Source organism: Micromonospora sp. NPDC023814 (genome assembly GCF_040639595.1).
Taxonomy (GTDB): Bacteria; Actinomycetota; Actinomycetes; order Mycobacteriales; family Micromonosporaceae; genus Micromonospora.
In genome coordinates, this window is record NZ_JBFAAF010000009.1 from 66,445 (window position 1) to 80,163 (window position 13,719).

At 73.6% G+C, this 13,719-nt stretch carries 15 protein-coding genes; 8 read left to right on the forward strand and 7 right to left on the reverse strand.

All coding sequences use genetic code 11. The features are described from left to right. Positions 1-39 precede the first annotated feature (39 nt). A complete protein-coding gene (locus AB0G14_RS07080) occupies positions 40-441 on the reverse strand; it encodes a MarR family transcriptional regulator (protein WP_357694706.1) in 402 nt (133 codons plus the stop codon). Positions 442-616: 175 nt separating this feature from the next. Between AB0G14_RS07080 and AB0G14_RS07085 the strand changes: the two genes are divergently transcribed. Further along, positions 617-1,201, forward strand: coding sequence for an NADPH-dependent FMN reductase (locus tag AB0G14_RS07085; RefSeq protein WP_357694585.1), 585 nt, complete (start codon positions 617-619; stop codon positions 1,199-1,201). Positions 1,202-1,258: 57 nt separating this feature from the next. On the opposite strand, the gene AB0G14_RS07090 is transcribed toward AB0G14_RS07085, so the two are convergent. Beyond that, a complete protein-coding gene (locus AB0G14_RS07090; RefSeq protein ID WP_357694587.1) occupies positions 1,259-1,663 on the reverse strand; it encodes a YjbQ family protein in 405 nt (134 codons plus the stop codon). Between the two features lie 222 nt (positions 1,664-1,885). Between AB0G14_RS07090 and aceE the strand changes: the two genes are divergently transcribed. Further along, positions 1,886-4,624, forward strand: coding sequence for a pyruvate dehydrogenase (acetyl-transferring), homodimeric type (gene aceE / locus AB0G14_RS07095; protein WP_357694589.1), 2,739 nt, complete (start codon positions 1,886-1,888; stop codon positions 4,622-4,624). Positions 4,625-4,760: 136 nt separating this feature from the next. Here the strand turns inward: aceE and AB0G14_RS07100 are convergent, their stop codons facing one another. After that, positions 4,761-5,210 carry an SRPBCC family protein gene (locus AB0G14_RS07100; RefSeq protein WP_350707749.1) on the reverse strand — a complete coding sequence of 150 codons (450 nt, stop codon included), beginning with the start codon at positions 5,208-5,210 and terminating at the stop codon, positions 4,761-4,763. Between the two features lie 187 nt (positions 5,211-5,397). Here AB0G14_RS07100 and AB0G14_RS07105 point away from each other — a divergent pair, with 187 nt between their 5' ends. Genes AB0G14_RS07105 through gltX form a run of 3 tightly spaced genes read left to right on the forward strand, consistent with a single transcriptional unit; the run spans position 5,398 to position 9,462 of the window. After that, positions 5,398-6,729 carry a GH1 family beta-glucosidase gene (locus tag AB0G14_RS07105; RefSeq protein WP_357694591.1) on the forward strand — a complete coding sequence of 444 codons (1,332 nt, stop codon included), beginning with the start codon at positions 5,398-5,400 and terminating at the stop codon, positions 6,727-6,729. Further along, positions 6,726-8,003: an MFS transporter gene (locus tag AB0G14_RS07110; protein WP_357694593.1), complete on the forward strand. Its 1,278-nt coding sequence runs from the start codon at positions 6,726-6,728 to the stop codon at positions 8,001-8,003. The genes AB0G14_RS07105 and AB0G14_RS07110 overlap by 4 nt, the downstream gene beginning before the upstream one ends. Positions 8,004-8,052: 49 nt before the next feature. Continuing rightward, on the forward strand, positions 8,053-9,462 hold the full coding sequence (gltX, locus tag AB0G14_RS07115; protein WP_357694595.1) for a glutamate--tRNA ligase: 1,410 nt from the start codon (positions 8,053-8,055) through the stop codon (positions 9,460-9,462). A gap of 75 nt (positions 9,463-9,537) precedes the next feature. On the opposite strand, the gene AB0G14_RS07120 is transcribed toward gltX, so the two are convergent. Further along, positions 9,538-10,179, reverse strand: a complete 642-nt coding sequence (locus tag AB0G14_RS07120; RefSeq protein WP_357694597.1) for a copper resistance protein CopC — start codon at positions 10,177-10,179, stop codon at positions 9,538-9,540. Positions 10,180-10,405: 226 nt separating this feature from the next. On the opposite strand from AB0G14_RS07120, the gene AB0G14_RS07125 reads away from it, so the two are divergent. Next, entirely contained in the window at positions 10,406-11,056 is a 651-nt protein-coding gene (locus tag AB0G14_RS07125) for a hypothetical protein (protein WP_357694599.1), read from the forward strand. 121 nt (positions 11,057-11,177) lie between these two features. Here the strand turns inward: AB0G14_RS07125 and AB0G14_RS07130 are convergent, their stop codons facing one another. From AB0G14_RS07130 to AB0G14_RS07140, 3 genes are all read right to left on the reverse strand, one after another. Beyond that, positions 11,178-11,297: a zinc-binding dehydrogenase gene (locus tag AB0G14_RS07130; RefSeq protein WP_357694601.1), complete on the reverse strand. Its 120-nt coding sequence runs from the start codon at positions 11,295-11,297 to the stop codon at positions 11,178-11,180. Further along, positions 11,291-11,632 carry a hypothetical protein gene (locus AB0G14_RS07135; protein ID WP_350707739.1) on the reverse strand — a complete coding sequence of 114 codons (342 nt, stop codon included), beginning with the start codon at positions 11,630-11,632 and terminating at the stop codon, positions 11,291-11,293. Before AB0G14_RS07135 ends, AB0G14_RS07130 begins: the two co-directional genes overlap by 7 nt. A gap of 96 nt (positions 11,633-11,728) precedes the next feature. Then, complete coding sequence (locus AB0G14_RS07140; RefSeq protein ID WP_357694603.1) at positions 11,729-12,268, reverse strand: hypothetical protein; 540 nt, start codon at positions 12,266-12,268, stop codon at positions 11,729-11,731. Positions 12,269-12,521: 253 nt separating this feature from the next. Here AB0G14_RS07140 and AB0G14_RS07145 point away from each other — a divergent pair, with 253 nt between their 5' ends. Further along, on the forward strand, positions 12,522-13,220 hold the full coding sequence (locus AB0G14_RS07145; protein WP_357694605.1) for a histidine kinase: 699 nt from the start codon (positions 12,522-12,524) through the stop codon (positions 13,218-13,220). Next, positions 13,145-13,711 carry a hypothetical protein gene (locus AB0G14_RS07150; protein WP_357694607.1) on the forward strand — a complete coding sequence of 189 codons (567 nt, stop codon included), beginning with the start codon at positions 13,145-13,147 and terminating at the stop codon, positions 13,709-13,711. Before AB0G14_RS07145 ends, AB0G14_RS07150 begins: the two co-directional genes overlap by 76 nt. The last annotated feature ends 8 nt before the right edge of the window (positions 13,712-13,719 follow it).

Consider the following 13,719-nt stretch of genomic DNA (forward strand, 5'->3'; position numbering starts at 1 on the left):
CCCGACTCGCCCACCCGGACACGAACGACGCGGGGCGGTTCAGGCGTCGCCGCACGACTCGGGGCAGCCGCCGTCGGAGACCTTCCACACCAGCTCGCGCAGGCTCGCCAGCTCGTCGACGGTGAGCCCGGCGAGCAGTCGGGAGTCCGACATGACCTGCCGCACCCGGGCCCGCACCCGCCGACCCTCGTCGGTCACCACCAGGGTCTTCTGCCGCCGGTCCGCCGGGTCGATCCGCCGCTCCACCAGCCCGGCCTGCTCCAGCTTGTCGACCAGGGCGGTCACGTTGGAGCGGTCGCAGCCGAGGACCGTGGCGAGGTCCCGGGCCGGCAGCGGCCGGTCGGGGTCGAGCTCGTGCAGCGCCCGGGCGGCGGCGGGGGTGAGCCCCAGCGCGTTGACCTCCACGTCCTGGTGGTGCCGCAGCGCGGAGGCGAGGTGCATGATCCGGCGCACCACGTCGCCGGCCAGCTCGGGGCGGTCGCCCGGAGCGGGTCGGGTGGAGAGGTCGGTGTGCTGCGCCACGCCTCACATCCTACTTGCGGTTCAATAGTTGAGCAGCTCTACTATCGAGCAGCTCACGCAAATCGCGATGGGCACCCGACGGAGGAGTTCCCGCATGTCCGACCTCTCGGTCCTCGCCATCTCCGGCAGCCTGCGCGACGCGTCGTTCAACACGGCGCTGATCCGGGCCGCGCAGCGCCTCGCCCCCGAGGGCATGACCATCGAGCGGTACGAGCACCTCGGCGCCATCCCGCCCTTCAGCGAGGACGTCGAGCCCGAGCCGCCCGCGCCCGTGGCGGACCTGCGGGAGCGGATCGCGGCGGCGGACGCGCTGCTCATCGCCACCCCCGAGTACAACTACGGCGTGCCGGGCGTGCTCAAGAACGCGCTCGACTGGGCGTCCCGGCCGAGCTTCCCGATCACCTCGTGGGTGTCGCCCCTGGCGCACAAGCCGGTGGCCATCATGGGCGCGGCGCCGACCGGCATGGGCACCGTACGAGCCCAGCTCCAGCTCCGGCAGCTCTTCCTCTGGACCGACTCGGCCGTGCTGAGCAAGCCGGAGATCATCGTGACGAACGCGCACGAGAAGCTGGCCCTCGACGGCACCGTCAAGGACGAGACCACCGAGGCGCTGCTGCGCGGCCTGCTCGACGCGCTGGTCACCCGCGTCCGCGTCACCCAGCTCGCCACCGCCGCCTGACCGGCGACGCGGAAGGCCCACCCGGCACCGTCCCTGCCCCGATGCGGGGCGGGGCGGTCAGCCGGGGAGGAAGGAGAACCGGACGGTCCGGGTGGGATTGTCGCCGTTGGGGTCGACCAGGCAGAGCGACTGCCAGGTGCCCAGCGCCAACCGCCCGTCGACCACGGGCAGCGTCGCGTACGGGGGGACGAACGCCGGCAGCACGTGGTCGCGCCCGTGGCCGGGCGAGCCGTGCCGGTGCCGCCAGCGGTCGTCCGTGGGCAGCAGGTCGTCGAGCGCGGTGAGCAGGTCGTCGTCGGAGCCCGAGCCGGTCTCGATGAGCGCCAGCCCCGCCGTGGCGTGCGGCACGAAGACGTGCAGCAGGCCATCGCCCTGACCGGCGACGAACCGCTCGGCCTCCGCCGTGATGTCCCGGACGGCCGGCCGGGACCCGGTCTGGACCGTGATCAACTCACTGCGCATACGACGCATTCTGCCCGAGTGGGTGACCAACCGCCGCCGGAGTCCCCGCCACCGGACCGGACATGGACGGGCGGATCGACTGGTGGATCGGCGGTCGCAGAAAGTTACTGGCGGGTACCTGTGTTCAGCGTCGCGTCTCGGGGCGGTGGGCGTGACGGCGGGTGCCACCAGGGGGCAGGATGACGCTAGAGACCTATCCCACACAGAACCGAGGGAACGCCTGTGGCTACGGAACGCAAGCGCCCGGTGATCACCGCTGGTCTGCCGAGCCAGCTTCCGGACATCGACCCTGAAGAGACCAGCGAATGGGTCGAGTCGCTCGATGGTGTCATCGACGAGCGCGGAACCAAGCGCGCCCGCTATGTCATGCTGCGCCTGCTGGAGCGGGCCCGCGAGCGCCAGGTCGGGGTGCCGTCGCTGACCACCACCGACTACATCAACACCATCCCGCCGGAGCGCGAGCCGTGGTTCCCGGGTGACGAGCACGTGGAGCGGCGGATCCGGGCGTACGTCCGGTGGAACGCGGCCATGCTCGTGCACCGGGCGCAGCGCCCCGAGATCGGCGTCGGCGGACACATCTCCACCTTCGCCAGCTCCGCCTCCCTCTACGAGGTGGGCTTCAACCACTTCTTCCGGGGCAAGAACCACCCGGGCGGCGGCGACCACATCTTCTACCAGGGCCACGCCTCCCCCGGCATGTACGCGCGGGCGTTCCTCGAGGGGCGGCTGACCGAGCACCAGCTCGACGGCTTCCGCCAGGAGCTGTCCCACCCGGGTGGCGGCCTGCCGTCGTACCCGCACCCGCGGCTGATGCCGGACTTCTGGGAGTTCCCCACGGTCTCCATGGGCCTGGGCGGGCTGAACGCGATCTACCAGGCGCGGTTCAACCGCTACCTGCACCACCGGGGCATCAAGGACACCTCGGACCAGCACGTATGGGCGTACCTGGGCGACGGCGAGATGGACGAGCCGGAGACGCTCGGCGCGATCGGCGTGGCCGCCCGCGAGGAGCTGGACAACCTCACCTTCGTGATCAACTGCAACCTCCAGCGGCTCGACGGGCCGGTGCGGGGCAACGGCAAGGTCATGCAGGAGCTGGAGGCGTTCTTCCGGGGCGCCGGCTGGAACGTCATCAAGGTGGTCTGGGGCCGCGAGTGGGACCCGCTGCTGGCGGCGGACACCGACGGCGCGCTGGTCAACCTGATGAACACCACGCCCGACGGCGACTACCAGACCTACAAGGCGGAGTCCGGGGCGTACGTCCGAGAGCACTTCTTCGGCCGCGACCAGCGGACCCGCAAGATGGTCGAGGACCTCAGCGACGACGAGATCTGGAACCTCAAGCGGGGCGGGCACGACTACCGCAAGCTCTACGCGGCCTACAAGGCGGCGATGGAGCACACCGGCCAGCCGACCGTGATCCTGGCCAAGACGATCAAGGGCTGGACGCTGGGCTCGCACTTCGAGGCCCGCAACGCCACGCACCAGATGAAGAAGCTGACGCTGGAGGACCTGAAGACCTTCCGCGACCGGCTCTACCTGGACATCCCGGACAAGGTGCTGGAGGACAACCCCTACCTCCCGCCGTACTACAACCCGGGCGAGAAGTCCGACGAGATCGCCTACCTCAAGGAGCGGCGCCAGCAGCTCGGCGGCTACCTGCCGTCGCGGCGGCCGGGCAGCAAGCGGCTGGCCATCCCGGGCCCGGAGCGCTTCGCCGACGTCAAGCGCGGCTCGGGCAAGCAGAAGGTGGCCACCACGATGGCCTTCGTCCGCCTGCTCAAGGACGTGATGAAGGACAAGGAGTTCGGCAAGCGCTGGGTGCCGATCATCCCGGACGAGGCCCGCACCTTCGGCATGGACTCGCTCTTCCCCACGCAGAAGATCTACTCGCCGCACGGCCAGCGCTACACCTCCGTCGACCGGGAGCTGTTCCTGTCGTACAAGGAGGCCATCGGCGGGCAGATCCTGCACGAGGGCATCAACGAGGCCGGCTCGGTCGCCTCGTTCACCGCGGCGGGTTCGTCGTACGCGACGCACGACGAGCCGATGATCCCGATGTACATCTTCTACTCGATGTTCGGGTTCCAGCGCACCGCCGACGGGCTGTGGGCCGCCGCCGACCAGATGGCCCGGGGCTTCCTTCTCGGCGCCACCGCCGGCCGCACCACGCTCAACGGTGAGGGGCTCCAGCACGAGGACGGCCACTCGCACCTGATCGCCGCCACCAACCCGGCGGTGGTCGCGTACGACCCGGCGTTCGCCTTCGAGATCGCGCACATCCTCGAGAACGGCCTGCACCGGATGTACGGCGACGCCCAGGAGAACGTCTTCTACTACCTGACGGTCTACAACGAGCCGATCCTGCAGCCGGCCGAGCCGGCGGGCGTGGACGTCGAGGGGATTCTCAAGGGCATCTACCGCTACGCTCCGGCGCCCCAGGTCGACGGCCCGAAGGCGAACATCCTGGCCTCCGGCACGGGCATGCAGTGGGCGCTCAAGGCGCAGCAGCTGCTCGCCCAGGACTGGGGCGTGGCCGCCGACGTCTGGTCGGTGACCTCCTGGACGGAGCTGCGCCGCGACGCGGTGGAGTGCGAGGAGCACAACCTGCTCAACCCGGGCGCGGAGCAGCGGGTGCCGTACGTGGCGCGGAAGCTGGCCGACGCCGACGGGCCGAAGGTCGCGGTCAGCGACTGGATGCGCGCGGTGCCGGACCTGATCGCCCGCTGGGTGCCCGGGGACTACACCTCGCTCGGCACGGACGGGTTCGGCATGTCCGACACCCGGCACGCCCTGCGCCGGCACTTCCACGTCGACGCCGAGTCCGTGGCGGTGGCGACGCTGCGGCAGCTCGCCCTACGCGGCGTGGTGCCGGCGAACGTCCCCGCCGAGGCGGCCAAGAAGTACGCCATCGAGGACGTCAACGCCGCCCCGGTCGGCGAGACCGGCGGCGACAGCTAGGTCGTACGCGACGATGGGCCCGGCGCATCCGTGCCGGGCCCATCGTCGTGCCTGGGGACGAACGGTGGTGGCCCGGAGTCCCTGGCGGGGACACCGGGCCACCACCGTCGCGCGGGCGACGCCAGGACCGGCCCGGTCAGCCGACGGCGGCCAGGTCGGTCAGCCGGGCGAGCGAGTCCTCCAGGTCGGCGCCGACCCTGCGCAGGCCGAGGCGGAGCAGGGCGGCCTTGACCGGACCGGCGGGCCACCGGACGACGATGAGCCGCACGATCGTCCCGCCCTCCTCCTCGTCGTCGGCGGTGAGCTGGACGTAGATCTCGGTGCGCGCCTCCGCCCGGGCACCGGCGCCCTTGGCGCGTTCGCGCCAGCCGATCAGGGTCGGCTCCTGGTAGGCGATCACCTCGGCCTCATGCGCCGCGCCACGGCCGGCCTGGACCAGTTGTCGCCGCCCGAAGCCCTCTCCCGAGAGCACCTCGGCCGCACGGACCCCCGCCAGCCAGGCCGGCAACTGCTCGGCCCGCTGCACGACGTTCCAGACCGCTTCCACTGGCGCCATCACGTGCGCACTGCGTTCCACGAGGATCATTTCCGTCTTTCCTCCAGTGAGGACATCCCACGATATCGGCACTCTATGCGCAAATTCGGACGTACCTGGACGGGTTCGGAAAAAGACACGCCGAAATCCATTGCGCTGCGGCTTCGTACGGCCTATGGCGCAACGCCCGGCCGGCCCCTAGAGTCGCGAGCACGATTCACGTACGACGGGAGGGCGCATGTCGACCGCAGCGATGCCCGAGTTCCCCGCCGGATTCCGCTGGGGAGTGTCCACCTCGGCCTACCAGATCGAGGGCGGCGTCGGCGAGGACGGGCGCGGCCCGTCCATCTGGGACACCTTCGCCCACGACCCCGGCCGCATCGCCGACGGCAGCACCGGCGACGTGGCCTGCGACCACTACCACCGGCACACGGAGGACGTCGCGCTGCTGGCCGGGCTGGGCGTCTCGGCGTACCGCTTCTCCGTCGCCTGGCCCCGGGTGCGGCCCACCGGCGACGGTCCGGTCAACGCCGCCGGGCTGGACTTCTACGACCGGCTGGTCGACGACCTGCTGGCCCACGACATCGACCCGGTCGCCACCCTCTTCCACTGGGACCTGCCCCAGCCCCTGGAGGACGCCGGCGGCTGGCTCGCCCGGGACACCGCCCACCGGTTCGCCGAGTACGCCGACGCCACCGCCGCCCGCCTCGGCGACCGGGTGAAGCTCTGGATCACCCTCAACGAGCCGTTCATCCACATGAGCCTCGGCCACGGCACGGGCGAGCACGCCCCCGGGCGGACGCTGCTCTTCGACGCGTTCCCGGTCGCCCACCACCAACTCCTCGGGCACGGCCTCGCCGTCGCGGCGCTGCGGGCGCGCACCACGAGCCCGGTCGCCATCGCCAACAACTACTCGCCCGTGCGGCCGGCCGGCGACAGCGACGCCGACCGGGCGGCGGGCGCGGCGTACGAGGCGCTGCACAACCGGCTCTTCACCGACCCGCTGCTCGGCCGGGGCTACCCTGTCGAGCTCGGCTTCGACGAGACCGTGGTGCGCGACGGCGACCTGGCCGTCGTCGCCGCCCCGATCGACGTGCTCGGGGTCAACTACTACAACCCGACCGGCGTACGTGCCCCGGACGAGGGCTCGCCGCTGCCGTTCGAGCTGGTGCCGCTGGACGGGTATGCGCGCACCGCGTTCGACTGGCCGGTCGCCCCCGACGGGCTGCGTGAGCTGCTCGGCTGGCTGCACCGCACGTACGGCGACGACCTGCCGCCGATCCAGGTCACCGAGAGCGGCTGCGCGTACGACGACGTGCCCGACGCCGACGGCCGGGTGCACGACCCGGAGCGGATCGCGTACCTCGACGGGCACCTGCGCGCCGTGCGCGCCGCGATGGACGACGGCGTGGACGTGACCGGCTACTTCGTCTGGTCGCTGCTGGACAACTGGGAGTGGGCGCAGGGCTTCACCAAGCGCTTCGGCCTGGTGCACGTCGACTTCGAGACGCAGGCCCGTACGCCCAAGTCCTCGTACGCCTGGTTCCGCGACCTGATCAGCCGGCCGTGACCACCGTCGACCCGACGCCCGGGTCGCTGCCGGCGGCGCTCGCCGAACCGACCGTGCCGGTCCAGCGGAGCTGGGTCGCGCTGGTCTTCGCCGCGAACCTCGGGGTCTGGATGGCGTTCTTCACGCCGATCCAGGTGCTGCTGCCGCAGCAGGTGGAACGGATCGCGCCGGCCGACAAGGAGGCCGTGCTCGCCGTGGTCACCGGGTTCGGCGCGCTCGCCGCGGTGCTCGCCAACCCCCTCGCCGGGGCGCTGTCGGACCGGACCTGCCTGCGGCTGGCCGGGCGGGAGTTCGGCCGCCGGCACGTCTGGACCGCGGGCGGCGCGGTGCTCGGCGCGGCAGCCCTGGTGCTGCTGGCCCAGCAACGCACCGTCGCCGGGGTCACGCTCGGCTGGGTCGCCGCCCAGGTCTGCTTCAACGCGATGCTGGCCAGCCTGACCGCCGCCGTGCCGGACCGGGTGCCCGTCGCCCAGCGGGGCGCTGTCTCCGGCTGGGTCGGCATCCCCCAGGCGCTGGGGCTGGTGCTCGGGGTGGTGCTGGTCACCGCCCTGGTCACCGGCACCGCCGCCGGCTACCTGGCGGTGGCGGCGGCGGTGCTGCTGCTGTCCCTGCCGTTCGCGCTGCTCACCGCCGACGACCCGCTGCCCCGGGCGCACCGCCCGGCGCTGCGACCGCGCGCCCTGCTCGCCGCGATGTGGGTCTCGCCCCGCCGCCACCCCGACTTCGGCTGGGCCTGGATCACCCGGTTCCTGGTCCAGCTCGGCAACGCGCTCGGCACGCTCTACCTGCTCTACTTCCTCACCGACGAGGTGCGCCACGCCGACCCCGAGGGCGGCCTGCTGGTGCTGATCCTGCTCTACACCGCCGGCCTTGCGGGCACCGCCGTGGTGGCCGGCCGGCTGTCGGACCGGACCGGCCGGCGGAAGGTCTTCGTGATCACCGCCGGCGGGATCATGGCCGTCGCCGCGCTGCTGCTCGCCGTCGCGCCGGTCTGGCCCGTCGTCGTAGCCGCCGCGCTGCTGCTGGGCGCCGGCTACGGGGTCTACCTGTCGGTCGACGCCGCGCTGATCACCCAGGTGCTGCCGGCCGCGACGGACCGGGCCAAGGACCTCGGCGTCATCAACATCGCCAACTCCGCCCCGCAGGTGCTCGGGCCGGCCGTCTCCGCCCCGCTCGTGATGCACCTCGGCGGCTACCCCGCGCTCTACGCGGTCACCGCCGCGGTCACCGTGCTGGGCAGCGTCCTGGTGCTGAAGATCCGCTCGGTGCCCTGAGCCGCACCCCTGGCCGAATCCGCTAGCGGGCCGCCGTAGGCTGGGGGGCGTGACGGTACGTGTACGCTTCGCCCCTTCCCCGACCGGTATGTTCCACGTCGGCGGCGCCCGCTCCGCGCTGCAGAACTGGATCTACGCCAAGCAGCAGGGCGGGGTGTTCGTGCTCCGCATCGAGGACACCGACGCGGCGCGCAACAAGCCGGAGTGGACCGAGGGCATCCTCTCGGCACTGGACTGGATCGGCATCGAGCGCGGCAGCTACGAGGGCCCCTACTTCCAGTCCCAGTACGCCGGCGAGCACCGGGCCGCCGCCGCGCGGCTGCACGAGTCCGGCCGGGCGTACTACTGCGACTGCACCCGGGAGGCCGTGCAGGCCCGCACCGGCTCGCAGTACCAGGGCTACGACGGCTTCTGCCGCGACCGCGGCCTGCCGCCCGGCGAGGGCCGCGCCCTGCGCTTCCGCACGCCCGACGAGGGCGCGACCGTGGTGGTCGACCTGATCCGCGGCGAGCCGACGTTCGAGAACAAGCTGATCGAGGACTTCGTCATCGCCCGGGGCGACGGCTCGCCGGTGTTCCTGCTGGCCAACGTGGTCGACGACATGACCATGGGGATCACCCACGTGATCCGGGCCGAGGAGCACCTGCCCAACACGCCGAAGCAGCAGCTGCTCTGGGACGCCCTCGGCGTCAAGCCGCCGGTCTGGGCGCACGTGCCGGTGGTGGTCAACGAGAAGCGGCAGAAGCTCTCCAAGCGGCGGGACAAGGTGGCCCTGGAGGCGTACCGGGACGAGGGCTACCTCGCCGCGGCGATGCGCAACTACCTGATGCTGCTCGGCTGGGCGCCCTCCGGCGACCGGGAGATCGTCCCGTGGTCGGTGATCGAGGAGGAGTTCCGGCTGGCGGAGGTCAACCCCTCGCCGGCGTTCTTCGACGAGAAGAAGCTGCGCGCGTTCAACGGCGAGTACATCCGGGCCCTGCCGGTCGAGGAGTTCGTCGAGGCCTGCCGGCCGTGGCTGACCGGCACCGGCACGATCCCCCCGCCGCCGTGGCAGCCGGAGGAGTTCGACGCGGACGCCTTCGCGGCCGTGGCCCCGCTGGCGCAGACCCGGATCGCGGTGCTCAGCGAGATCGTGCCGAACGTCGACTTCCTCTTCCTCGCCGCGCCGCTGGTCGACGAGGCCGCCTGGGCCAAGGCGATGAAGGAGGGCTCGGCGGAGCTGCTGGACGCCGTCACGGGGGCCTTCGAGGGGCTGGAGTCCTGGGACGCGGAGACGCTGAAGTCGACGCTGGAGGCGGTCGGCGCCGAGCGCGGCCTCAAGCTCGGCAAGGCCCAGGCGCCGGTGCGCGTCGCGGTCACCGGCCGCACGGTCGGGCTGCCGCTGTTCGAGTCGCTGGAGGTGCTCGGCCGCGAGCACACCCTGAGCCGGCTGCGGGCCGCCCGGGTCCGCCTCGTCTGACCACGGCAGACGTACCGTCAGCGCCCGGGCCGGCCGACCGGCCCGGGCGCTGGCCTGTCGGGCCGGCGGTGACGGTCAGCGGCGGGCGGAGCGGCGGCGGAGCAGCAGGCCCGCCGCGAGGGCGGCCAGCGCCACGGCGCCGCCGAGCGCCCACAGCCAGCCCCGCCCCGCCGCGCCCTCGCTCCGCCCGGCCGTCGGCACCGCAGCCGCCGTCGCGCCGCCGCCCGTCGGGACGGGCGCGGCCGAGCTCGGCGCCGCGGAGCCGGTCGGCGACGGTACGGCCGACGCCGGCGCGGTCGGACCGGTCGACGGGGGCGGTTCGGCGGGGGTGCCGGTGGTGAGGGTGAACCGCACCTCACCGGAGACCGGGTGCCCGTCGCTGGACGCCAACCGGTAGCCGACGACGTACAGCCCCGCCTTGCCGGGCGTGAACGGGATGCTGACCCGGGAGCCGGAGAAGGTCGGCGGGCCGCCCGACGCGGCCACGTTGTCCGGCCCGGTGACTGTGATCTTCGTCGTGCCCGGGTCGGGCTTCGCCAGGAACCGGAGTTCGATCCGGGTCGGCGCCTCGGCCACCCGGGCGCCGTTGCGCGGATCGCTGCCGGTCAGCGAGTTGTGCGCGGCGGCCGGCGCGGCCGGCAGCGCCAGCGACACACCGAGCGCCACGCCGACCACCACTGGCCAGGTACGCGCCGCACGTGGGACCCTGCCCCCCATGAACCCCTCCGTAAAGGTACGATCCGCCCGCTGATCAACGGCTACCGCTCATTTGTCGGGCCCAGATCGCAGATAGTTCCAATTACTGTTCCACGAGCTGCAACCGATCGACGTTCTGCGGAGTCTTGAGAGTGGGCACCCGATGTGTGCGGGTTCGGTCACTCCGTCGGCCAGGCAACGCGTGACCTGCAGCAAGCCATCCATCGAACGGGGCGAGGAGGCGGCGATGGTCCGGACGATGCGGCGACTGGTCGCGGTGCTGGCGGGCGGGCTCGCGGCGACGGTCCTGTCGCTCGGCCTCGCCGGGGCGGCGAAGGCGGCGCCGAAGCCGCCGCCCGCCGGCGTGGAGATCACCGGCGAGGGCCTGGCCGAGCCGCTGCGGCTGCACGCCGACGCCCACCCGGCGCACGTCGTGGCGGTCATCGACCAGGTCAACTTCCTCGGCCGCACCGGGCAGGCCCGTGGCCCGAAGGCGGCCGACCTCGGTCCGAAGTACACGGTCGTGGTGTTCGCCGGAGACGTTCCGAAGCAGACGTACGACCTCTACCCGAAGGCGGTCGGCGGCCCGCGGGTCTACCGGCCCGCCAAGCAGCCCGACTCCCGCAAGACCGCCGCGGGGTGGTTCCTCGGCCGGCTCAGCATGTCGGAGACGCTCCGCACCGCCGGTGTGCCGCTGGAGCGGCAGTTCGACACGGTGAGCGGTGGCGTCGGCGGCGGCGAGCGGGTCATCCCGGAGGACGCGCTCAACCCGGCGAAGGACATCGACGAGGCCCTCGGCGAGCTGCAGCGACTGCTGCTGCTCAACGTGGCGGTGGTGCTGGTGATCACGTCCGGTCTCGCCGGGATCGCGCTGCTGGTCCGCCGCCGCACCCGCTGACGGCCCGCGCCGCCGCCGGCACACGCACCGCCCCCGGGGCCGCCGTCGCCCGACCGTCCCGCCGTCGCCCGACCGTCCCGCCGTCGCCCGACCGTCCCGGCGGCCGGGCCGGTTCGACGGGTCAGACCTCCAGGACCGCCCCGCCGCGGACGTGCCCCGCCTCCGTCAGGCGGTGGGCGTCGGCGGCCTGCGCCAGCGGGAACGTCCGTGCCACGTGGACGGCGCCCAGTGGGGTCAGCACCAGCGGCGTGGCGGTCGCTCCCGGCGGACGACACGGTGCCGGGGGCGGACCGGGCCGTGCCGGTGCGCGCCGGCCCAACCGGGCAGGTCGCTGCGGCAGCCCTGCGCCGCCGCCGGCTCGACCTCGCCGGGCAGGGCCGCCTCGGCGGCACGCTGCCGGGGCACCGGGGCGTCCTCGTCGGCACGCTCCGCCGCACGACCAGGGGGCTCCGGCGCATGGGCCGGGAACCCGCCGGGCAGCCGGCGGTGATGCTTGGCGGCCGCCTGCTGGTCGTGGTGGCCCGTCCGGCAGGGCTCACCCTGGGCGCAGCCGTGCTCGGCCTCCCCGTGCGCCATCCGGTCTCCTCACGCTCGCCACGCCCGCCGAGGTCGCCCCGACGTGCCCTGTCACCGTACTGGCCGGCACCGACGGGCCGTGCAGCCGGACCCGGGTCAGCGCCGCGCCCGGCGCGGGAAGATCGTCTCCCAGACCGGGAAGGCGACCAGCCAGATGACGATGGCGAGGGAGAGTCTGCCGATCCAGTTCGTCAGCTCCCGGGTCCGCTCGGCGTCGTCGACCCAGACGATCGCCGCCCCGAGCAGCGCGCAGGCGATCGCCCACCCGAGCAGGCCCTTGCCCCACTCCCGCCACTCGTGCCGGGTCCGCGCCCACCCGTGCCGCGGCGGCTTGACCGGCGGCGGGCCGCCGGCGAAGCGGTGCGCGAAGCGCTGGTCGGCCCAGCGGATCATCGAGTGCCCGAAAGCCACCGAGAAGCCGAGGTAGGCGGCGGCCAGGCCGTGGGTGACGTCCGCGGTGGCGCCGCGCCGCAGGTCGAGCGCGCTCGCCGCGAGCAGCACCAGGTCCACCAGCGGTACGCAGACCAGCAGCGCGGCGCCCAGCCGCGGCCGGCGCAGCGGATACCGCGCGACCAGCCCGGCGGCGAGCACCACCCAGAACCCGATCTCGCAGGCGACGATGACTCCCAGCAGCATTCCTGCCCCTCCCCGTTCGTGCCCCACCACCCTGCCCCGCCCCGGGCGCGCAACCCTCACCGCCGAAGACGAGATCTCCCTCCCCCCTTCGACGGACCCACCCCCACCGTCCCCACACCCGCCCCGCGGCCCTGCACCCGCACTCCCACCCCCACCGGGCCGGGCGGCGTACATCTTTCGGTGGGGGTGGGGCGGGGCGGGCTCCTCCGGCGGTCGGAGCCCGGGCGGCGGCCGGTGTGGTGGGATCGGGGCCATGCGAGCGCCGACCTGGCTCGGGCCCGGCACCGCCGGCCGGGACCTGATGCTCGCCGCCGCGTCCCTGGCCGGCGGCGCGGTCATGTACGCCCTGGGCACACAGCCGCAGCTGCCCTGGCACCCGGGCCTGCCGGAGCCGCTGTTCCTGCTGCCGCTGGCGGCGGCCTGCGTGGCGGTGGGCCTGCGCCGGGTCGCCAGCCGCGGCAGCCTGGCCCTCGGCACCGTGGCGGCGGTGGTCGACCTCGCGATGGGCGGCTCGGTGGCCACCGTCCTCGTCTACACCCAGGTGCTCTACGACGCGTGCGTGTTCGGTTCGGCGCGGACCTGGCGCTGGCTGCTGCGGGTCATGGTCGGGCTGAGCGTGCTCGGCGCGGCGGCGGGGGTGCTGCTGACCGGTGACTGGCGGGGCGTGGGTTTCGGGGTGCTGGTGGTGCTGGCCGGGGTGCTGCCGGTGCTCACCGGGATCAGCGTGCGGCAGTACCGGGACCAGGCGGCGGCCGAGCGGGCCCGGGCCGAGCAGACCGCGCGGTTGGTGGAGCTCGACCGGCGGCAGGCGGTCAGCGCGGAACGGGCCCGGATGGCCCGGGAGCTGCACGACGTGATCGCCAACCACCTGAGCGCGTGGCGATCCACGCCACGGCCGCGCTCTCCGTGCCGGGGCTCGACCGGGCGCAGGTCCAGTCGGCGCTGCGGGTGATCCGGGAGAACAGCGTGCAGGGCCTGGCGGAGATGCGGCAGATGATCGGCCTGCTCCGGGAGCCGGCGGGGAGCGGGCCGGCCGTCGACGCGACGGACGAGACGACCCGGGCGCGGCTGAGCGAGGTCGACGGGCTGGTCGACCGGGCCCGCGCCGCCGGGCTGGCGGTGCGGGTGACCCGGCGCGGCGAGCCCCGCCCGCTGCCGGTCGGGGTGGACCTGGCCGCGTACCGGATCGTGCAGGAGTCGCTGACCAACGCGCTCAAGCACGGCGCCGGCGAGGCCGACCTGCTGGTCGCGTACGAGCCGGCGGGGGTGGTGGTGGGCGTGGACAACCGGGTGGGCGCCGACGGTGGCGCGCCGAGCGGCGCGGGCGCCGGCCTGATCGGGATGCGGGAGCGGGCGGCGCTGCTCAACGGGCGGTTCGCCGCCGGCCCGGCGCAGGGCCGCTGGCGGGTACGGGTGGAGCTGCCGACGGGCGAGGCGGCGTGAGGGGACGG